The following is a 20,950-nucleotide window of genomic DNA, read 5'->3' on the forward strand; positions in this document are numbered from 1 at the left end:
CGGAAAATCGCCCGCCGCTGGCTACGCTTGTTAAAAGAAAGTAAATTACTGCTCATGCTCGTTGCGGCGGAGCTTAGCCTTAACGCACAATGTGATCAGGATCGAATTTGGTCAGCGTTTGAGCGCCAACGAGCCGTGCGTTACGCCAATCATTATTTCGGTTGCCCCGTCCGCGCCTGGGTAACCTCTTTGAGGCAATCATGGATAAACACCTGCAAAAACCTAAAATTCTGAAAGTGGAAACCGTCGCGCGTTCGCGTTTGTTCAACGTCGAGTCGGTCGATTTGGAATTCAGCAACGGTGTGCGGCGGGTGTATGAGCGCATGCGGCCTTCGGATCGCGAAGCGGTGATGATTGTGCCGGTGATTGGCGATGACCTGCTGCTGATCCGCGAATATGCGGTAGGCACCGAATCCTATGAGCTGGGGTTCCCGAAAGGGCTGATCGATCCCGGTGAGGGGGTGCTGGAGGCCGCCAACCGCGAGCTGATGGAAGAGGTGGGATACGGGGCGAAGCGCTTTGATTTTCTCAGCAAGCTGACGATGGCACCCTCTTACTTTTCCAGCAAAATGAATATCGTGCTGGCGCACGATCTCTATCCGCAGAGCCTGGAAGGGGACGAACCGGAGCCCCTGCCGCAGGTGCGCTGGCCGATCGCCGACATGATGGCGCTGCTGGCGGAACCGGATTTTCGTGAGGCGCGCAACGTCAGCGCGCTGTTCCTCTCCGAGGCATTTTTGCGCGCTTCGCGCTGATACGCTTCGCGCCGAATAAAAAAGGGCCAGATTTCTCTGGCCCTTTTCGATCAGAACAGCTCGTGGCTTTCGCCGCCCGGATCGGTCAACGTGGTGCCGGTATCGCGCGATGGGTAGTCCGTCGGCTGAGTTCCTTCGATGAAGTACTCGGAACGGCTACCGCCGCCACCGCCAGAGAGCTTGCCGCTGCTCTTGTCGATGGTGACGCTGATGATACCCGGCGGCGGCGTGACTTTCTGCTCCGGAATGCCTTCCAGCGCGGTCTTCATGAAGTCGTCCCACGCCGGCTGGGCGCTTTTGGCACCGCCTTCGCCGCCGGAAATCTGATCCGGGATGGCGCCGGATACCGTCGAACGGCCCAGGTCGCGGCGGTGATCGTCGAAACCTATCCACACCGACGTCACGGTATCCGGGCCATAGCCGGAGAACCAGGCGTCTTTGGAACTGTTGGTGGTACCGGTTTTGCCGCCGATATCATGACGTTTCAAATCGCGCCCGGCACGCCAGGCCGTGCCCATCCAACCCGGTTCGCCGAAGATGTTGCTGTTCAGCGCATCGTGGATCAGGAAGGCCAGCGGCGTGCTGATCACGTGCGGCGCATACTGTTGGTCGCCGTCCTGCTGCACCTGAGCCGGGGTAACCTGCTCCAGCTGCGGCATCGGCACCGTGCTGTTGCTGCCTTCCTGCGAGGTGGCGACGTTTTCGATGTTGTCGTCGGACAGCACCGCCGAACGGTGGGTGTCGCCGTAGATCACCGGCAGGTTGCAGCTGCTGCACACCACTTTCGGTTTGGCTTCGAACACCGTATTGCCGTTGTCGTCTTCAATTTTGGTGATGAAGTACGGGTCAACCAGGTAACCGCCGTTAGCCAGCACCGCGTAGCCGCGTACCAGCTGCATCGGGGTGAAGGAGGCGGAACCCAGCGCCAGCGATTCGGTATGCACGATGTTCTGTGCCGGGAAGCCGAAGCGCTGCAGATATTCCGCCGCGTAGTCGACGCCCATCGCACGCATTGCGCGCACCATCACCACGTTCTTCGATTGCCCCAGCCCCTGACGCAGGCGAATCGGGCCGTCGTAGGTCGGCGGCGAGTTCTTCGGCCGCCAGTCGGTGCCGGCGCCGGCATCCCAACGGGTAATCGGTAAGTCGTTCAGGATGGTGGCCAGCGTCAGGCCTTTATCCATCGCAGCGGTGTACAGGAACGGTTTGATGTTCGACCCCACCTGGCGCAGCGCCTGCGTGACGCGGTTGAACTTGCTCTGGTTGAAATCGAAGCCGCCGACCAGCGCTTTCACCGCGCCGTCGTTCGGGTTGATCGAGACCAGCGCCGAGTTGACGTCCGGCACCTGCGACAGCCACCAGGCTTCGTTCACTTTACGCACCCACACCTGCTGGCCGGCCTGCACCACGTCGGTGACGCGTTTCGGCGTTGGGCCTTGCTGCGTGTCTGAACGGTATGGGCGCGCCCAGCGCATGGTCGCCATCGGCAGGGCAATGCTGCTGCCGTCGGCCAGCATCGCCGTCGCTTCCTGCGGGTTGGCGGCGGTGATGACCGCCGGCGCCAGCGGGCCGTAGCTCGGCAGGTTTTTCAGCGAATCGACAATCTGCTTGCGATCCCAGGCCGCTTCGCCGACTTTCCACAACACGTTGGACGGGCCGCGATAGCCGTGACGCATGTCATAGGCCAGTACGTTGTTGCGCACCGACTCCTGCGCCGCCAGCTGCAGCCGTTTGGTGACGGTGGTGTAAACCTTGTAACCGTCGGTATAGGCGTTTTCACCGTAGCGCTTGATCATCTCCTGACGCACCATCTCGGAGAGATACGGCGCGGAGAAGCTGATTTCCGGCGCATGGTAGTTGGCGACCAGATCTTCGGCGCGCGCCTGATCGTACTGCGCCTGCGTGATGTAGTGTTCGTCCAGCATGCGCGACAGCACTACGTTGCGACGGGCAACGGCGCGATCGTGCGAATAGAGCGGGTTGAAGGTGGACGGCGCTTTCGGCAGGCCGGCGATGGTCGCCATTTCGCTCAGGGTCAGCTGGCTGACGTCTTTGCCGAAATAGACCTGCGCGGCGGCGCCCACGCCGTAGGCGCGGTAACCCAGATAGATTTTGTTCAGATACAGCTCAAGGATTTCATCCTTGGTGAGCATCTGCTCGATGCGCACCGCCAGGAAGGCCTCCTTGATTTTACGCATCAGGGTGCGTTCCGGGCTTAAGAAGAAGTTACGCGCCAGCTGTTGGGTAATGGTACTGGCCCCCTGCGAAGCGTGGCCGGAGACCAACGCGATGGAGGCGGCGCGGAAGATGCCGACTGGATCGACGCCGTGGTGATCATAGAAGCGGCTGTCTTCGGTAGCGATAAATGCGTGCACCATCACCGGCGGAATTTGATCCAGCTTCAGCGGAATGCGGCGCTTCTCGCCGTATTGGGCGATCAGTTCGCCATCGGCGCTGTAAACCTGCATCGGTATCTGCAGCCGTACATCTTTCAGCGTTGCGACGTCGGGCAGTTGCGGCTCGACATATTTGTACAAGCCGAAAATCGAGGCTGCTCCCAGCACGATGCAACATACTGCAAGGATTAGTAAATACTTTACGAACTTCACCTGAGATTTCCCATTTCTAAGTCATTTGGGCAGTTTATAAACAACCGCGCGGTAGTATAAAGGCAAGCCTGCGACATGGATATGTTCTTTTATCATCTGATGTTATGGAGGCTTGCGAAACATGTTCCCTCAAGCATGGCAGGTGGGGCTGGATATACAAATCGACTGCGTGCGGGCGGTGGCGGTTCAACGTCGCCGCAACGGCTGGCAGTTGCGTCACTGGTGGCAACAGACGCTGCCGCAGGCAGTTTTACGCGATGGCTGCCTGGAACCTTCCGAATTTCTGATCCGGGCGCTGCGGCAATGGCGCGTTCAACTTCCGCGACATATTTCCTTACGCATTGCTCTGCCGGCACAGCGCGTGTTGCAGCAACGTATGGCACAGCCGGACGCGCGGCTGCGCGAGCCGGAACGCAGCGACTATATCGATGGCCACGGCCTAAAACAGTTTCCACTCGATGGCCAGACGCTGGCGCTCGACTATCGCGCAGCGCCGGCGGATGAAGCGGCGCTGCTGTTGACCACCGCGCGGCGGCAGGAGCTGCAGCAGTGGCTGCATTGCCTGCGTCAGGCTGGCTTGCATCCGCAAGCGGTCGATATCACCCCCTGCGCGCTGCGGACGATGGCGACGGCGGCGGACGTGCCGCCCGCCTCGGGGCTGATGCACCGTCTCGAACGAGAATGGCTGTGGGTAGCGCCGGCCGACGGCGCGTTCGCCTTTGGTCTGGTGCCGGGCGACGATGGCGCCCAGGCGCTGCGGGCGCTGCAAGCCCAGATGCCGGCGGGCGACGATCGGCCGGTCTATGCCGGCAGCGTGCTGGCGGGAGCCCTGCCCGCCGGTTGCCTTGCCTGGTCGCCGCTCAGCGCCTTTACGCAGCTGCGTCCGCCGTTGCCTGTGCATCCCTCGGCGTTCGCGCTGGCCGGTGGTCTGGCGCTGCGCGAGGAGGATCGCTGATGTATCAGGTCAACTTTCTGCCCTGGCGCCAGCGCCGCGATCGGCGACGCGCCTATTTCTGGCTGGGCATGCTGCTGCTGCAGGTAACGGCGCTGCTGCTGGCATTGTTCCTGGCCGCCGGCCAGCTGCGTCACCAACAGGCGCAGCGGCAGGCGCGGCTGGTGATGCTGGGTGAGGAGCTGGCGGCATTGACGTTGCTCGCTCGTGAGCAACAACAAGATCGGGCGCAGCGAGCGCTGCACAGCGCCCGCGCCGAACGGCAGGCGCGCAATGCCCAACATAACCGGCGTTATTTGCAGCTGCTGCAGCAGTTGTCCTCCTGCATGCCTCCACCGCTGTGGCTTACGGCGTTGGACAGCGATGCGGCGAACGGCCTGCGGCTGCGTGGATTGAGCCGCTCTCCTGCGGCCATCACGCAGTTCGAACGGCGACTGGCGGGGATGCCTGCGTTGCCAAGGCTGCGTTTGGCTGAGGTAGTGCAACGCGAAGACGGCCTGTACGCCTTTCACTTGGCGGCGCAGTGGGGGCGTGATGGATAGCCGTTTGTCATCCGTGCTGCGCTTTTGGCTGAGCTTGCCGGGCTGGCTATTGCTGGCGGCGCAAGGGCTGGGCATCGGCACGCTGGCGCTGTTGGGCGGCGGTTGGCTGCTGCAAGACGAATGGCGTCAGCGGGAAAACGCGGCGGAGCGGCAACAGCGCCTGTTGCAACAGATAGCCATGGTACAGCGCCAACTGGACGAGGCGCCGGAAGCCCCTATGCCGCCGACGCCGATCGGCCCGACCACCGCCGGCGATCTGGCGAACGTGCTGCAACAGGCGGGGAGCGCCTTGTTGCGCTGGCAGCGGCAGGAAAAACCGCTGCGGCAAACGCTGAGTTTGCGCATTGACTACGCCGGTTTATTGGCGCTGCTGGAGGCGCTGCCCGCCGATTTGCGTCTCGAACAATTGAGCGTGGAGACACCGCCGCAAGGCATGACGGCGCGGTTGGTTTTACAGGATGCCGCCGAGGAGCAGGCCGATGAGTAAAAGACTCGGCCGTTGGTGGTGGCTGCTATGGCCGTGGGCCTTGTGTGCTGAACCGCGCGATCCGTTTGCGCCGCCTCCGCTGCCTGCTTGTGCCCAAACGGCGGCATCGCCGGCGGGCTGGCGCCTGAAAGGCGTCATCGGGCAACCGACGCTGCGCTATGGCTGGGTGGTGACGCCGGCGGGGCAATGGCTGCGCCTGCGGCCGCAGCAGCGGGTACTGGCCGATCGCTGGCAGGTGGCGCAGGTGCAGGCGCGCAGCCTGACGTTAATGGCGCTGGCGGCCGAGCCGGATTGCCCGGCGAGTCAGGGTGACATCTCGCTGATGATGGACAACAAGGATGGCAAACCATGAAAGGACGCGCGGGATTGGCTGTGGCGCTGTGGTGTCTGACGCTCGGCATCGCACAGGCGCAGGATAAACAGGTTATTTCGCTGGAGTTTCAGGATGCGCCGGTCACGGTCATCCTGCAGGCGCTGGCGGATTATCGGCAACTAAACCTGATCGCCGCGCCCGGCGTGAGCGGCAACCTGACGCTGCGGTTGGAGAATGTGCCTTGGCCTCAGGCGCTGGCGCTGACTCTGCGCATGGGCAAGCTGACGATGACGCGGGAGGGGAGCGTGATGCTTATCGCCCCGGAGCCGGGCGCACAGGAAAAAAAGCAGCAGCGAGAGGCGCTGGCGCAGCGGCAACCCTTGCATAGCCTGACGCTGACAGTGCAAAACGGCGATGCGACGGAGATTGCCGAAAGCCTCAATGCCCAACGTGGCACGTTGCTCAGCGAGCGTGGCAGCGTGTTGGCGGATAAGCGCACCAATACGCTGCTGCTCCGCGACACCGCGCCGATTCTGGCGCAGTTGAGAAAGCGGGTAACGGAAATGGATGCGCCGCTGGCACAGGTGCAACTGGCGGCGCATATCGTGACCATCAACAGCGAAAGCCTGCGCGAACTCGGCGTGCGTTGGGGATTGGCGCCCGACGACAGGCCGGCGCAGCCGCTGCGGCCGGGCAATCTTGGCGTCAACCTGCCGCTGGAGCGCAGCGCGGTAAATGCCGGTTTCCACCTCGCGCGCATCAGCGGGCGTTTGCTGAGCCTCGAGCTGACGGCGCTGGAACAGGAGAATCAGGTGGAGATCATTGCCAGCCCGCGCCTGCTGACGGCGCACCTGCAAACCGCCAGCATCAAGCAGGGAACCGAGATCCCTTACGAAGTGTCAAGCGGCGCCAGCGGTGCGACCGCCATTGAGTTCAAAGAGGCGGTGCTGGGCATGGAGGTGACGCCGAGAGTGTTGCCGGACGGGCGCATCACGCTGACGTTGCACATCAGTCAAAATATGCCGGGGCGCGCCATCAGCCGGGGCGCGGGTGAAGCGCTCACCATCGATAAACAGGAGATTAAAACGCAGATCACGGTGAAAAACGGTGAAACCCTGGTTCTCGGCGGTATTTTTCAACGGCATAGCGGCAAGACGGCGGACAAGGTGCCGGGATTGGGGGATGCGCCGTTATTGGGAGGTTTGTTCCGACAAAGCGGCACACAACAGAAAAAACGCGAGCTGGTGATCTTCATTACGCCGACTCTGATTAAGGGATAGGCGGCTGCCTGTCAGCCGGGCGGCAAATCTCCTAAAGTTGATGAGCAGATACACTTTTTTATCCCCTTGGGGGGATCTGCGTTTGACGCTGCGGCCGATTTAGCTTACAAGGGTTACCGAATTGAGCACCGAGGTTTTTTGTTAGCGCCAAGACGCCGTTAAAAACATATGGTTTCCCTCCCGCGGCGTGGATTGCGATTTAATCGGTTGCCAAACTACCAAGAGTGTTGAGATAATTTTTCGTCTGATCTCGCACTATCGCTCATGAGGTTTCAGTTTAGGTCCCGCCGCTAATTTGATTGGCGGGGCGGGTTAACATTAACGAATTGTCTTAGTAATACCGAAAAACATGGCAGAGAAACGCAATATCTTTCTGGTTGGGCCTATGGGTGCCGGCAAAAGCACTATTGGCCGTCAGTTAGCTCAGCAACTCAATATGGAGTTCTTCGACTCCGATCAAGAAATTGAGCGACGTACCGGAGCTGACGTGGGCTGGGTATTCGACGTGGAAGGGGAAGAAGGTTTCCGCGATCGTGAAGAAAAAGTCATTAATGAACTGACGGAAAAACAAGGGATTGTGTTGGCGACCGGCGGCGGTTCGGTGAAGTCGCGCGAAACGCGCAACCGTCTGTCCGCGCGTGGTGTGGTGGTCTATTTGGAAACCACGATCGAGAAGCAGTTGGCTCGCACTCAGCGTGATAAAAAACGTCCGCTGTTGCAGGTCGACTCTCCGCCGCGTGAAGTGTTGGAAGCTTTGGCGAAAGAGCGCAATCCGTTGTATGAAGAGATTGCTGATGTCACCATCCGCACCGACGATCAGAGCGCTAAAGTGGTTGCCAACCAGATCATCAACATGCTGGAAAGCAACTGATTGCCGATTTTCGCGTTCGCCGTCGGCTAATGCGGAAAACTGATTTGTGTTCCCCGCTGCTGCGGGGATCAACCACCGCCGCACCATACAGAGAACTGAGCGCGACATGGAGAGAATTACTGTAACGCTTGGGGAGCGCAGCTACCCGATTACCATCGCCGCCGGATTGTTTGACGATCCGGCTTCTTTTATGCCGTTAAAGGCAGGTGAGCAAGCGATGTTGGTCACCAACCAGACCCTGGCGCCGCTCTATCTGGAGCGTGTCCGGCAGGTGCTGGAGCAGGGCGGCGTCGTGGTGGATCAGGTGATTCTTCCCGATGGTGAGCAGTACAAATCTCTGGCGGTGCTGGAGCAGGTGTTTTCGGCGCTGCTGGAAAAACCGCACGGGCGAGATACCACGCTGATCGCACTCGGTGGTGGTGTTGTCGGCGATCTGACCGGCTTTGCCGCCGCGTGTTACCAACGTGGCGTGCGTTTCATCCAGGTTCCCACCACGCTGCTGTCGCAGGTGGATTCTTCCGTGGGCGGCAAGACCGCCGTCAACCACCCGCTCGGCAAAAACATGATCGGTGCTTTCTATCAACCCGCTTCGGTGGTGGTTGATCTGGATTGCCTGAAAACGCTGCCGACGCGTGAACTCTCTTCCGGCTTGGCCGAAGTCATCAAATACGGGATCATCCTCGATCGCGAGTTCTTCGTCTGGTTGGAAAATAACATCGATGCGCTGATGGCGTTGGATATGCAGGCATTGGCCTACTGTATCCGCCGCTGCTGCGAACTGAAGGCCGAGGTGGTGGCTGCTGACGAACGCGAAAGCGGTCTGCGCGCCCTGCTGAATCTGGGCCATACTTACGGCCATGCTATCGAAGCCGAGATGGGCTACGGCGTGTGGCTGCACGGTGAAGCGGTGGCTGCAGGCATGGTGATGGCGGCGGAAACCGCGCACCGTCTCGGCCAGTTCTCTGTTGAAGACATCGAACGTATCAAAGCGCTGCTGTTGCGCGCCGGCTTGCCGGTCTGCGGGCCGCAGGAAATGACGCCGGAATCCTATCTGCCGCACATGTTGCGCGACAAGAAAGTGCTGGCGGGCGAACTGCGTCTGGTGCTGCCGACCGCGATCGGTGCGGCGGAAGTGCGCGGTGGCGTAGGGCATGAGCTGGTGCTGGCGTCGATCGCCGCCTGCTTGCCTGAGCCGCAGCGTAATTAAATCGGACTAAGTAACAGTGGCTTAGCCGCCATTTGCATCTATATTAATACAGTGAGCAGAGCACGACGGGTGTCGCTTTGCCATCATCGGGTTAATCTGCCCGTGCCACGGTAGGTCTACGGTGGTGGGCTTTTGCCTCTAGTTGGAGGGTTTCAGATGGACGAGTTTAAACCGGAAGACGATCTCAGACCTGATAGCAGCGATCGTCGTCCAACGCGTTCGCGCAAGCCGGCCGCCGTGCCGCGCTTCGCCGTTTCGCGCCAGCATTTGATGATTGGCATCGGCATTTTGGTGCTGTTGCTGCTGATTATCGGCATCGGTTCCGCCTTGAAGGCGCCGACCAAACATGAAGCGGCTCAGGAGAGCGGCGCGCAAAACGGCGCGGCCCGCGATATCAACCTGTCCGGTTCTTCGTCGCTGACCACTGCCAATAACGGCGTGCCGGGCGGCACGACGGATACCCACGATAATAACGGCGTGAGCGCAACTCAGCCGCAGCAACCGCAGAACGTCAGCGTTCCGCCGATCTCTGGCACGCCGACTGAAGCGCAAACGCAGCCTCAGCAGGGCGGTGCACAGCAGCGCGTCGATTTGCCGGGCAACATGGCGGATGCGCTGTCGCAGCAGCAGGGGCAGGTGGATGCCGCAACCCAGGGCATGACCGGCGCAGCGTCGACGTTGCCGACCGCACCGGCGACGGTGATGAGCGGCGCCGCGGCGCGCGAAGCGACGCGTCCTGTGCAGGGCACCGCGCCGCAACAGCATAAAACGCCGGCGAAAACCGCCGCCACCAAACCGACCGCGACGCAGCATAAATCACCGACCACGGTGTATACGCCGCCGGCCAAGCCGTCTTCCACCGCGAAAGCGGGAGCGGTCGCCAGCAGCGGCAGTTTACTGCAGTCTGCGCCGGGCAGCCACTATACCCTGCAGCTGAGCAGCGCTTCGCGTTCCGACACGCTGAACGCCTACGCCAAACAGCAGAAGCTGCAGAACTACCTGGTGTACGCCACCAAGCGTGACGGCAAGCCGTGGTACGTTCTGGTGAGCGGCAACTATGCGTCTTCTGCGGAAGCGAAGCGCGCCATTGCTTCGTTGCCGGCGGATGTGCAGGCGAAAAAACCGTGGGTCCGACCTGTACACCAAGTGCAGCAAGATCTTAAAAAATAAATCATTTAAATTTGTGCGCTGATGTGCTGTCTGAAACAGAGTACAATCCGCCGCTCTGAATTGTATAAGTAGCTAATTGACGGCATGAAGAAAAACCGCGCTTTTTTAAAATGGGCTGGTGGAAAATACCCGCTGGTAGATGAGATTCGTCGCCATCTGCCGGCGGGAGACTGCTTAATCGAGCCCTTCGTGGGTGCGGGATCCGTCTTTCTGAATACGGATTACGACGCCTACATTCTCGCCGACATCAATAGCGATCTTATCAACCTGTATAACATCGTTAAGCTGCGCACGGATGACTTCGTGCGCGATGCCCGCACGCTTTTCGCCGATGAATTCAATAACTCGGATCAGTTTTACCTGCTGCGAGAAGAGTTCAATACTAGCACCGAGCCTTACCGCCGGGCGCTGCTGTTCCTGTACCTGAACCGTCACTGCTATAACGGCCTGTGCCGCTATAACCTGCGCGGCGAGTTCAACGTGCCGTTTGGCCGGTACAAGAAACCGTACTTCCCGGAAGAAGAGCTCTACTGGTTTGCCGAAAAATCGCGCAATGCCACTTTTGTCTGCGAGCATTACCGCGATACCATGGCGAAGGCCGTGGCCGGCGCCGTGGTGTATTGCGATCCGCCTTATGCGCCGCTGTCGGCGACGGCGAATTTCACCGCTTACCACACCAACAGCTTCAGCATCGCCGATCAGCAGAGCCTGGCGCAACTGGCGCACCAGCTCTCGGTAGAGAACCAGGTACCGGTATTGATCTCCAATCACGATACCGAGCTGACGCGCGACTGGTACCAGAATGCTGCGCTGTATGTGGTGAAAGCGCGCCGCACGATCAGTCGCAATATTCTCGGCCGCAGCAAAGTGAACGAGCTTTTGGCGCTGTATCGCTAAGCCGGGGGCACCCCGGCGCATAACAACTCGACCCTACGTTTGGAGAAGCGGATGAAAAAGTTTTTGATTGCCCCGTCCATTCTGTCGGCAGATTTTGCCCGGTTAGGTGAAGATACCGCCAACGTGCTGGCCGCAGGCGGCGACGTGGTGCACTTCGACGTGATGGATAACCACTACGTGCCCAATCTGACCATCGGTCCGATGGTGTGCGAAGCGCTGCGCAACTACGGCATTACTGCGCCGATTGACGTACACCTGATGGTCAAACCGGTGGACCGCATCGTGCCTGATTTCGCCAAGGCTGGCGCGTCTTATATCTCTTTCCACCCCGAAGCTTCCGAGCATGTCGATCGCACCATTCAGCTAATCAAAGAGCACGGCTGTAAAGCCGGCCTGGTGTTCAACCCGGCGACGCCGCTGAGCTACCTCGATTACGTGATGGATAAAATCGACGTGATCCTGCTGATGTCGGTTAACCCGGGCTTCGGCGGCCAGTCGTTCATCCACGGCACGCTGGACAAACTGCGCCAGGTGCGCAAGCTGATCGACGACAGCGGTCGCGATATCCGCCTGGAAGTTGACGGCGGGGTGAAGGTGGACAACATCGCCGAAATCGCCGCCGCGGGTGCCGATATGTTCGTCGCCGGTTCTGCCATCTTTGGGCAGCCGGACTACCGTAAGGTGATCGACGAGATGCGCAGCGAGCTGGCGAAGGTTTCCCATGGCTGATTTCGGCGCGATCCGCGCATTGGCCTTCGATCTGGACGGCACGCTGGTCGACAGCGCGCCGGGTCTGGCGGCCGCTATCGATATGGCGCTGGAAGAAAGGGGCCTGCCGCAAGCGGGTGAAGAACGGGTCGGCACCTGGATCGGCAACGGCGCCGACGTGCTGGTGCAGCGCGCGCTGCGCTGGGCGGAAGCGGAAGGTACGCCGGAGCAGTGCGGCCGGCTGCGTGAACGCTTCGATCATTTCTATGCGCAGACCGTCGACAGCGGCAGCCGCCTGTTCCCGCAGGTGCAAGAGACGCTGGCCCGACTGGCCGCGCACGGCTACCCGATGGCGCTGGTGACCAACAAGCCGACGCCGTTCGTGGCGCCGCTGCTGGCATCGTTGGGCATTGGCGACTATTTTTCGCTGGTGATCGGCGGCGACGACGTGACGGAAAAAAAACCTCATCCGGCGCCGCTGTACCTGGTGCTCGGCAAGCTTGGGCTGCGCGCACATGAACTGCTGTTCGTCGGCGATTCGCGCAACGATATTCAAGCCGCGCAGGGCGCCGGTTGCCCGAGCGTCGGCTTTACCTACGGTTATAACTACGGCGAATCGATCGCCCTGAGCCACCCCGATCGGGTGTTGGAGCGCTTTGCCGATTTGTTGCCCGCTCTTGGGCTGTCATCTTTAGAGAATCAGGAAATTTAAACATGAGTAAGCCCATCGTATTTAGCGGCGCGCAGCCGTCCGGCGAACTGACCATCGGCAACTACATGGGTGCGCTGCGTCAGTGGGTGCAGATGCAGGACGACTACGACTGCATCTACTGCATCGTCGATCTGCACGCCATCACCGTGCGCCAGGACGCCGAGAAGCTGCGCAAGGCCACGCTGGATACGCTGGCGCTGTACCTGGCCTGCGGCATCGACCCGGAAAAAAGCACCATCTTCGTGCAGTCGCACGTGCCTGAGCACACGCAGCTGAGCTGGGTGCTGAACTGCTACACCTATTTCGGCGAACTGAGCCGCATGACGCAGTTCAAGGACAAATCCGCGCGCTACGCCGAGAACATCAACGCTGGGCTGTTCAGCTATCCGGTGCTGATGGCGGCGGATATTCTGCTGTATCAAACCAACCAGGTGCCGGTGGGCGAAGACCAGAAACAGCACCTGGAGCTGAGCCGCGACGTGGGCCAGCGTTTCAACGCGCTGTACGGCGACGTGTTCAAAGTGCCGGAGCCGTTTATTCCTAAATCCGGCGCGCGCGTGATGTCGCTGCAGGAGCCGACCAAGAAGATGTCCAAGTCGGACGACAACCGCAACAACGTGATCGGCCTGCTGGAAGATCCGAAAGCGGTGACCAAGAAGATCAAACGCGCAATGACCGACTCGGAAGAGCCGCCTGTCGTGCGTTACGATGTGGTCAACAAGGCGGGCGTCTCCAACCTGTTGGATATTCTCGCCGGTGTGACCGGCAAGAGCATCGCGCAGCTGGAAGCCGAGTTCGAAGGCCAGATGTATGGCCACCTGAAAGGCGCGGTGGCGGAAGCCGTCTCCGGCATGCTGGGTGAGCTGCAGGAGCGCTATCACCGCTTCCGTAACGACGAAGCCTATCTGCAGCAGGTGATGCGCGACGGCGCCGCCAAGGCACGCGCACGCGCGCAGGAAACCCTGGCGAAGGTCTATCAGGCCGTCGGTTTCGTACCGCCGCAGGCGTAACGTCGGTGCAAATAAAAAAAGCGGCCATAGGCCGCTTTTTTTACGTCGGTATCATGCCATTTGCGCCAGGTCGGCGGGCGGTACCTCGCTGGCGAACCAGTTGAGCTTGCTGCGCAGGCTGACCACGCTGCCGACGATGATCAGGCTGGGGCTGGCGGCCTGCAATGACAGGGAGCCCAGTTGGCCGAGCTCGCCTTCAATCACCCGCTGGCGGCAGGAGGTGCCGTTTTCTACCAGCGCCACCGGCGTGGTGGCCGCCAATCCATTCGCTATCAGCTGGCGCTGGATCTCCGCCGCTTGCGACAGCCCCATATAGAACACCAGCGTCTGTTGCCCGGCGGCCAGCGTCGCCCAGTCCAATCCGCCGTCGGCCTTGGCGTGGCCGGTCACCAGGCGCACGCTCTGCGCATGGTCGCGGTGGGTGAGCGGGATACCGCTGTAGGCGGAACAGCCGGAGGCGGCGGTGATACCCGGCACCACCGAGAACGGCACGTTGGCGTCCGCCAGCGTTTCCAGCTCTTCGCCGCCGCGGCCGAAGATAAAGGGATCGCCCCCCTTCAGGCGCACCACACGTTTGCCTTGCTGCGCCTGCTGCAGCAGGATTTGATTGATCTGCTCCTGCGGCACGCAGTGGTGGCCTGCGCGTTTGCCGACGAAGATACGCTCGGCGTCGCGGCGCACCAGCGTCATGATCTCTTCGGAGACCAGCCTGTCGTAAACCACCACGTCGGCCTGCTGGATCTGTTGCAGTCCTTTCAGCGTCAGTAAGCCGGCATCGCCCGGCCCGGCGCCCACCAGCACCACTTCACCGCGATCTTCCGGCTGTTCGCTGAACAGCTGCTCGAGCTGACGTGTGGCCAGCGTGGCGTCGTCGTTGGCCAGCGACTGCGCCAGCCGATCGTGGGCGAATAACCGTTCCCAGAAGCGACGGCGCGCGCCGAGGCTGCTGAAGCGTTGTTTTACCCGCTGCCGCAGCGAGCCGCCCAGCTGGGCCAACTTACCGAGGTGCTGCGGCAGCATCGCTTCCAGCTTCTCGCGCAGCAGGCGCGCCAGCACCGGCGCTTTGCCGCCGGAGGACACCGCCACCATGATCGGTGAACGATCGATGATCGACGGCATGATAAAGCTGGCGCGTTTCGGATCGTCCACCACGTTGCAGAACACCCGCTGCTGGTTGGCGCACTGATACACCCGTGCGTTGACTTCCAGCCGGTCGGTAGCGGCGATCACCAGCCATTTTTCCGCCAGCAGGGTCGGGCTGAATTCGCCTTCGGCCAGCGTCAACCGGCCTTCTTCCGCCCACAGGCGGAACTGTGGGGTGAAGTCTACGGCGTTGACGGTCAGCGCTGCGCCGGCGTCCAGCAGCAGGCGCGCCTTGCGTTCGGCGATCTCGCCGCCGCCGACCAGCAGGCAGGCTTTATGTTGCAGTTGGCAGAAAATCGGCAGGTAGTCCATCGGCACTCCTCGGGGGTAATCAGTGTGGGGGCGAAATGCGCCCCCGAAAAATCAGGCGGTCTGACGTGCGGCGGCTTTCGCCGCCTGCGGGCGTTCGGCGCGCGGCGTGGCGTACCAATACCCCAGGCCCATCAGCACCGAGCCGGAGAGGATGTTGCCCAGCGTCACCCACAGCAGGTTGTGGCCGATGCCGGCGAGGGTGTAGGCCTCGCTGTGGTTGCCGAACCAGGAGAGGGCAAACAGCGTCATGTTGGCGACGGAGTGTTCGTAACCCGAGGCGATAAAGGCCAGCAGGCACCACCAAATGGCGATGAACTTGGCGGCGCCTTCTACGCGGATCGCCATCCAGATCGCCAGGCAAACCAGCCAGTTGCACAGCACGCCCTTGAAGAACAGCACTTCGGCCGGCGCGGTGGTTTTCGCCAACGCGGCGCTGTGCACCAGACTGGTATCCACCGGCAGCAGGCTGCCGCCGCCGTAGTAATACATCAGCGCCACCAGCACCGAGCCGAGCAGGTTGCCGAGCCAGGTTTGCGGCAGCACCGCCCACATCTGGCTTTGGCGGATGGTGCCGGCCTTGACGCCGAGCATCAGGAACATCGTATGGCCGGTGAACAGCTCGGAACCGGCGATGATCACCAGCGTCAGCGCGATGCCGAAGGTGGCGCCCATCACCAGCGGCCGCACGCTTGGGTCGACCAGGTTGCCGAGGGTGAAGATCAGGATGATGCCAAGGCCGACGTAGGCGCCCGCCATCGCCGAGCTGATCCAGAAGCCGAGCGGGCTCTCCTTCGCCAGGCGGACGATGCGCGCCGCGTTGGCGGCGCATTTGTTTATCGTGTCGGTAAACATGTTGCCTCCCGAAAGGTTATGCCGCGACTTGCACGATGCCGTCGACCACCCGGCTGGCGAAGCTGGCGACGGAACGGCTGTCATCTTCCAGACAGTGACCGTCGTACAGGCGGAAATGCTGTTTCTTCAGCGGGCTGGCGACCCACAGTTCGCCCTGATGCTCGGCGATCAGCCCGCGTGACAGCACGCTGGCCTGGGCGAACGGGTCGATATTGCTGATGGCGAACACCTGTTCGTCGGCATAGGGGCGGAACACCGCCACCTGCCGATCGCCGATCAGGGCACATACGCCGGTGCCGGGCAGAATGTCGGCGACGGGACAAACGGTAATCCACTGGCTCATGCGTGGCTCTCCTCGGTATCGATCAGGGTGACGGGAATGCGCTCGTCAGGGCGCGCCGGGCGGTGCTGGTCGCGTTCGGCCACCACCTGCACGTTCGGATCGCGCAGCGGGCTGTTGATGAAGTGGGCGAAGCGCAGCTGCGTTTCCGGATGCTCGACGGTCTCTTTCCACTCGCAGACCACCGCGTCGCGCAGGCGGGCGATCTCCGCTTCCAGTTGGTCGTTGATGCCGAGCTTGTCGTCGACGATCACCTTGCGCAGGTAATCGATGCCGCCTTCCAGGCTCTCCAGCCACACCGAGGTGCGCTGCAGCTTATCGGCGGTGCGGATATAGAACATCATGAAACGGTCGAGGTAGCGCACCAGGGTCTCGCGATCGAGATCGGCGGCCAGCAGGTCGGCGTGGCGCGGTTTCATGCCGCCGTTGCCGCAGACGTACAGGTTCCAGCCGTTCTCGGTGGCGATGATACCGACGTCCTTGCCCTGCGCCTCGGCGCATTCACGGGTACAGCCCGAGACGCCGAACTTCATTTTGTGCGGGGTGCGGATGCCTTTGTAGCGATGTTCCAGCGTGACGCCGAAGCCGACGCTGTCGCCGACGCCATAGCGGCACCAGGTGCTGCCGACGCAGGTTTTCGCCATGCGCAGCGCCTTGGCATACGCGTGGCCGGTTTCAAAGCCGGCGGCGAGCAGCTTGCTCCAGATGGCCGGCAGATCGTCTTTCTGCGCGCCGAACATGCCGATGCGCTGCGAGCCGGTCATTTTGGTGTAGAGGTTGTATTCCTTGGCGATCTGGCCGATGGCCAGCAGGCCGTCCGGGGTGATTTCGCCGCCGGCGGAACGTGGGATCACCGAGTAGGTGCCGTCTTTCTGGATATTGCCGAGGAAGTTGTCGTTGGTATCCTGCAGCGGTGTATGCTGCGGCTTGAGGATGTATTCGTTCCAGCACGAGGCCAGCAACGAGCCGACGGTCGGTTTACACACTTCGCAGCCGTAACCTTTGCCGTATTTGGCCAGCAATGCCTCGAACGACTTGATGCCTTCGACGCGGATCAGGTGGAACAGCTCCTGGCGTGAATAGGCGAAGTGTTCGCACAGGTGGTGGTTGACCTCGATGCCCTGCTTGCTCAGCTCGGCGTTCAACACCTGGGTGAGCAGCGGGATGCAGCCGCCGCAGCCGGTGCCGGCCTTGGTTTCGGCCTTCAGCGCCGCCACGGTGTGGCAGCCTTTGTTGACTGCCTGGATGATGTCGCCTTTGCTGACGTCGAAGCAGGAGCAGATCTGCGCGCTTTCCGGCAGCGAATCTACGCCGATGGCCGGTTTGCTGCCCGCATGGGCCGGCAGGATCAGGCCGTCCGGGTTTTCCGGTAGCTCGATGCCGTTCAACGCCAGCTGCAGCAGGTTGCCATAATCGCTGGTGTCGCCTACCAGCACCGCGCCGAGCAGGGTTTTATTGTCGGCGCTGACCACGATACGTTTGTAGACTTCTTTGCTTTCATCCAGATAAACGTAGCTGCGGGCGCCTTCGGTGCGGCCATGGGCATCGCCGATGCCGCCGACGTCCACGCCCAGCAGCTTCAGCTTGGCGCTCATGTCGGCGCCCTGGAAGCCGTTTTCGCGGTCCAGCAGGTGATCGGCGGCCACCTGCGCCATTTTGTACCCCGGCGCCACCAGGCCAAAGGTGCGATCGCGCCAGGCGGCGCACTCACCGATGGCGTACACGTCCGGATCAGACGTTTGGCAGCTGTCGTTGATGGCGATGCCGCCGCGGCGGCCAACCTCCAGCCCGCACTGACGCGCCAGCTTGTCCTGGGCGCGGATGCCGGTGGAGAACACGATGAAATCCACTTCCAGCAGGCTACCGTCGGCGAAATGCATGGTTTTGCGCGCCGTGCCGCCGCCGTTGACGATCTCCTGGGTATTTTTGCCGGTGTGTACCTTGACGCCCATGCGCTCGATCTTGCGGCGCAGCTGGTCACCGCCCATCGGGTCGAGCTGTTCGGCCATCAGTACCGGAGCGAACTCGATCACGTGTGTTTCCACCCCCAGGCTTTTCAGCGCGCCGGCGGCTTCCAGCCCTAACAGCCCGCCGCCGACTACCGCACCGCGTTTGCTGCGGCGCGCGCAGGCTTCGATGGCGTTCAGGTCTTCGATGGTGCGGTAAACGAAGCAGTCCTGGCTATCCGAGCCCTTAATCGGCGGGATCCACGGATAGGAGCCGGTGGCCATGATCAGCTTGTCGTAATAGACGGTGCGACCGGTGTTGGAGTGGATGACCTTCTCGTCGCGATTGATGGTGATAGCGCGTTCGCCGACCAGTACCTTTACGCCGTGTTTTTCGTAAAAGCCTTCGCGCACCAGCGACAGCTCTTCGGCGGTGTGGTGCGAGAAGTAGGAGGAAAGGTGCACGCGATCGTAAGCGATGCGTGGCTCTTCGCAAAAGACGGTGATTTCGAACTGGTCTTTGTCTGCTTTATCCAACAGATCTTCGATGAACCGGTGGCCGACCATGCCATTGCCGACGACGGCAAGTTTGACTCTGCTCATTATTGCCTCAAAATTCTGGTTTCCTAGGCTTACCTTATCTCTCCCGATGAGCAATTTATTGATGCAAATCAATCACACCCCCATATACCTCTAACGTGGTATATAAATGATTTTTCACGTTTTTTGATAAGTTGCGGATTTTATTCATCTTTAGCTGAAGCGAGTCAGTTTGCATGTAAATTACCCCTCAGGGAGTAAACGCAGGGGGTAGGCAGACAACGGCGACTTTGTCAGCGCGATCCGCTGCCAGTATGATGAAGAAAACCAGCGCAACGGCAGAGGTGAAGGGTGGCGAAACGTCCATTGAAATTTATCGACAACCTGCGTTTAAGCGGGCATGAGGGATTGTGGCAACTGGCGATCGAGCAGGGGCGCATTGCGCATCTGGTACCGCAGCCGGAGGGGCAGGAGTGGCGCGGCGACGTGTTGGATGCGCAGGGCGGGCTGGCGTTGCCGGCGTTCGTCGAACCGCATATCCACCTGGATACCACGCAGACCGCCGGTCAGCCGGCCTGGAACCAGTCCGGCACGCTGTTCGAGGGCATTGAGCGCTGGGCCGAACGCAAAGCGCTGCTGACTCATGAAGACGTCAAACAGCGCGCCTGGCAAACGCTTAAGTGGCAGATCGCTAACGGCGTGCAGTATGTGCGCACCCACGTCGACGTTTCCGATCCCACGCTGACCGCGCTGCGTGCCATGCTGGAGGTTAAGCAGGAGGTGGCGCCCTGGGTGACGCTGCAGATCGTCGCCTTCCCGCAGGAGGGGATCCTTTCCTACCCCAACGGCAAAGCGCTGCTTGAAGAGGCGCTGCGGCTGGGCGCCGACGTGGTGGGCGCCATTCCGCACTTCGAATTCACCCGCGAATACGGCGTGGAGTCGCTGCATAAGGCGTTCGCGCTGGCGCAAAAATACGATCGGCTGGTGGACGTGCACTGCGATGAAATCGACGACGAGCAATCGCGCTTCGTCGAGACCGTGGCGGCGCTGGCGCTGAAGCTGGAGATGGGGGCGAAAGTCACCGCCAGCCACACCACGGCGATGCACTCTTACAATGGCGCTTACGCCTCGCGGCTGTTCCGCCTGTTGAAAATGTCCGGCATCAACTTCGTCGCCAATCCGCTGGTGAACATTCACCTGCAGGGGCGTTTCGACAGTTACCCGAAACGGCGCGGCGTGACGCGGGTGAAGGAGATGCTGGAGGCGGAGATCAACGTCTGTTTCGGCCACGACGACGTGTTCGATCCCTGGTACCCGCTCGGCACCGCCAACATGCTGCAGGTGCTGCATATGGGGCTGCACGTGTGCCAGCTGATGGGCTATGGCCAAATCGACGATGGGCTGAAGTTGATCACCCACCACAGCGCACGCACCCTTAACCTGAGCGACTACGGCCTGGCGGCCGGCAACAGCGCCAACCTGGTGATCCTGCCGGCGGAAAGCGGCTTCGACGCGGTGCGCCGCCAGACGCCGGTGCGTTATTCGATTCGCCAGGGGGCAGTGATCGCCGAAACGCGGCCGGCGGAAACTACGCTGCGTTTACAGCAGGATGAGACGGTGGATTTTCGGCGTTAGTCGATGATTGCCTGAAGCCGCGCCAGCGCGTCGGCGATGACTTCGCCAGGGGCACGTTCAATGAATTGCGCGCTGCGCCCGGCCAGATCCATCATGCGAACCTGGTTGATCAAGATGACACCCTGCGTTGCGGTGCCGCTCCCGCTCAGGCTGACGGTGAAACCCGCTGTACGGGCAAAATTAGCCCCTTGCGAAATAGGGGCGACCAGCACCATGCCCAGCGCATTAAACTCACGGGGGGAGAGCACCAGTGCCGGACGAAAGTCGCCTTGCTGCTCACGGCCAACCACGGGATTCAGGCTGACCCGGATAAGATCTCCGCGCTGAAAAACGGGGCGCTTCACCATACTTCTTTCCCCGCCGGCGGCATGTGTTCCCAGTTGTCGTCTGCGGCGGCCGGCGCTTCACCGTCGCAGCCATCGAGCAATTGCTGCAGTGAATAGCGTTTCTTAACCGGCTTAATGACCAACGCTCCATCGATGACCTGCATGTCCATTTCCTGACCTACCTGTAGTTCCAGCTCGTTCATTAGCGCTGAGGGCACCAGCATTCCCGCGCTGTTGCCCCATTTTTTGATAAAGACTTTCATGAGCAATCCCTCTCCATTGTTCATGTATAAACAATGTATAATTAAGTGTGAAAAATGTACATAAAAAAGGGCGCCTTGCG

21 protein-coding genes are annotated in these 20,950 nt (G+C 61.1%); 14 read left to right on the forward strand and 7 right to left on the reverse strand.

Going from position 1 to position 20,950, the window contains the following annotated elements:
* Positions 1–200: 200 nt before the first annotated feature.
* Positions 201–755, forward strand: a complete 555-nt coding sequence (gene nudE / locus FHU12_RS23700) for an ADP compounds hydrolase NudE (protein WP_038878156.1) — start codon at positions 201–203, stop codon at positions 753–755.
* Between the two features lie 50 nt (positions 756–805).
* Here nudE and mrcA read toward each other — a convergent pair whose 3' ends face one another.
* Entirely contained in the window at positions 806–3,364 is a 2,559-nt protein-coding gene (gene mrcA, locus FHU12_RS23705) for a peptidoglycan glycosyltransferase/peptidoglycan DD-transpeptidase MrcA (protein ID WP_141972145.1), read from the reverse strand.
* 121 nt (positions 3,365–3,485) lie between these two features.
* Between mrcA and pilM the strand changes: the two genes are divergently transcribed.
* The 12 genes from pilM (at position 3,486) to trpS (ending at position 13,513) form a co-directional block, all read left to right on the forward strand.
* Positions 3,486–4,319: a pilus assembly protein PilM gene (gene pilM, locus FHU12_RS23710; RefSeq protein WP_141972146.1), complete on the forward strand. Its 834-nt coding sequence runs from the start codon at positions 3,486–3,488 to the stop codon at positions 4,317–4,319.
* Positions 4,319–4,858 carry a PilN domain-containing protein gene (locus FHU12_RS23715; protein WP_141972147.1) on the forward strand — a complete coding sequence of 180 codons (540 nt, stop codon included), beginning with the start codon at positions 4,319–4,321 and terminating at the stop codon, positions 4,856–4,858. The genes pilM and FHU12_RS23715 overlap by 1 nt, the downstream gene beginning before the upstream one ends.
* Positions 4,851–5,345 (forward strand): hypothetical protein, encoded by a 495-nt coding sequence (locus FHU12_RS23720; RefSeq protein ID WP_141972148.1) that lies wholly within the window; start codon positions 4,851–4,853, stop codon positions 5,343–5,345. The genes FHU12_RS23715 and FHU12_RS23720 overlap by 8 nt, the downstream gene beginning before the upstream one ends.
* Complete coding sequence (locus FHU12_RS23725) at positions 5,338–5,697, forward strand: HofP DNA utilization family protein (RefSeq protein WP_141972149.1); 360 nt, start codon at positions 5,338–5,340, stop codon at positions 5,695–5,697. Before FHU12_RS23720 ends, FHU12_RS23725 begins: the two co-directional genes overlap by 8 nt.
* On the forward strand, positions 5,694–6,938 hold the full coding sequence (hofQ, locus tag FHU12_RS23730; protein ID WP_141972150.1) for a DNA uptake porin HofQ: 1,245 nt from the start codon (positions 5,694–5,696) through the stop codon (positions 6,936–6,938). Before FHU12_RS23725 ends, hofQ begins: the two co-directional genes overlap by 4 nt.
* Positions 6,939–7,287: 349 nt before the next feature.
* Complete coding sequence (gene aroK / locus FHU12_RS23735; RefSeq protein ID WP_004391482.1) at positions 7,288–7,809, forward strand: shikimate kinase AroK; 522 nt, start codon at positions 7,288–7,290, stop codon at positions 7,807–7,809.
* Positions 7,810–7,915: 106 nt separating this feature from the next.
* Positions 7,916–9,016 (forward strand): 3-dehydroquinate synthase, encoded by a 1,101-nt coding sequence (aroB, locus tag FHU12_RS23740; protein ID WP_141972152.1) that lies wholly within the window; start codon positions 7,916–7,918, stop codon positions 9,014–9,016.
* A 156-nt stretch (positions 9,017–9,172) separates the two neighbouring features.
* Positions 9,173–10,186: an SPOR domain-containing protein gene (locus tag FHU12_RS23745; RefSeq protein ID WP_141972154.1), complete on the forward strand. Its 1,014-nt coding sequence runs from the start codon at positions 9,173–9,175 to the stop codon at positions 10,184–10,186.
* A gap of 84 nt (positions 10,187–10,270) precedes the next feature.
* Positions 10,271–11,083, forward strand: a complete 813-nt coding sequence (gene dam, locus FHU12_RS23750) for an adenine-specific DNA-methyltransferase (RefSeq protein ID WP_141972157.1) — start codon at positions 10,271–10,273, stop codon at positions 11,081–11,083.
* A gap of 51 nt (positions 11,084–11,134) precedes the next feature.
* Positions 11,135–11,812 (forward strand): ribulose-phosphate 3-epimerase, encoded by a 678-nt coding sequence (rpe, locus tag FHU12_RS23755; protein ID WP_019456160.1) that lies wholly within the window; start codon positions 11,135–11,137, stop codon positions 11,810–11,812.
* The gene (locus FHU12_RS23760) at positions 11,805–12,503 is read left to right on the forward strand and encodes a phosphoglycolate phosphatase (RefSeq protein ID WP_025304535.1); all 699 of its coding nucleotides are present in this window, start codon (positions 11,805–11,807) and stop codon (positions 12,501–12,503) included. Before rpe ends, FHU12_RS23760 begins: the two co-directional genes overlap by 8 nt.
* A gap of 2 nt (positions 12,504–12,505) precedes the next feature.
* Complete coding sequence (gene trpS, locus FHU12_RS23765) at positions 12,506–13,513, forward strand: tryptophan--tRNA ligase (protein WP_025304534.1); 1,008 nt, start codon at positions 12,506–12,508, stop codon at positions 13,511–13,513.
* Positions 13,514–13,564: 51 nt separating this feature from the next.
* Here the strand turns inward: trpS and cysG are convergent, their stop codons facing one another.
* The 4 genes from cysG to nirB are packed head-to-tail and all read right to left on the reverse strand — an operon-like array spanning position 13,565 to position 18,709.
* Complete coding sequence (gene cysG, locus FHU12_RS23770) at positions 13,565–14,968, reverse strand: siroheme synthase CysG (protein ID WP_141972159.1); 1,404 nt, start codon at positions 14,966–14,968, stop codon at positions 13,565–13,567.
* Between the two features lie 51 nt (positions 14,969–15,019).
* On the reverse strand, positions 15,020–15,820 hold the full coding sequence (gene nirC / locus FHU12_RS23775; RefSeq protein WP_141972161.1) for a nitrite transporter NirC: 801 nt from the start codon (positions 15,818–15,820) through the stop codon (positions 15,020–15,022).
* A gap of 16 nt (positions 15,821–15,836) precedes the next feature.
* Positions 15,837–16,163: a nitrite reductase small subunit NirD gene (gene nirD, locus FHU12_RS23780; protein ID WP_019456155.1), complete on the reverse strand. Its 327-nt coding sequence runs from the start codon at positions 16,161–16,163 to the stop codon at positions 15,837–15,839.
* Positions 16,160–18,709 carry a nitrite reductase large subunit NirB gene (nirB, locus tag FHU12_RS23785; RefSeq protein WP_141972163.1) on the reverse strand — a complete coding sequence of 850 codons (2,550 nt, stop codon included), beginning with the start codon at positions 18,707–18,709 and terminating at the stop codon, positions 16,160–16,162. The genes nirD and nirB overlap by 4 nt, the downstream gene beginning before the upstream one ends.
* Positions 18,710–19,012: 303 nt before the next feature.
* Between nirB and FHU12_RS23790 the strand changes: the two genes are divergently transcribed.
* On the forward strand, positions 19,013–20,281 hold the full coding sequence (locus FHU12_RS23790) for a cytosine deaminase (RefSeq protein WP_311770116.1): 1,269 nt from the start codon (positions 19,013–19,015) through the stop codon (positions 20,279–20,281).
* Here FHU12_RS23790 and FHU12_RS23795 read toward each other — a convergent pair.
* Together FHU12_RS23795 and FHU12_RS23800 are read right to left on the reverse strand one after the other, a co-directional pair.
* Entirely contained in the window at positions 20,278–20,628 is a 351-nt protein-coding gene (locus FHU12_RS23795; protein ID WP_049300714.1) for a type II toxin-antitoxin system ChpB family toxin, read from the reverse strand. The two genes, FHU12_RS23790 and FHU12_RS23795, sit on opposite strands and share 4 nt — an antisense overlap.
* A complete protein-coding gene (locus tag FHU12_RS23800; protein ID WP_049300713.1) occupies positions 20,622–20,870 on the reverse strand; it encodes an AbrB/MazE/SpoVT family DNA-binding domain-containing protein in 249 nt (82 codons plus the stop codon). The genes FHU12_RS23795 and FHU12_RS23800 overlap by 7 nt, the downstream gene beginning before the upstream one ends.
* Positions 20,871–20,950 lie beyond the last annotated feature (80 nt).

The organism is Serratia marcescens (assembly GCF_006715005.1).
Lineage (GTDB): Bacteria > Pseudomonadota > Gammaproteobacteria > Enterobacterales > Enterobacteriaceae > Serratia > Serratia montpellierensis.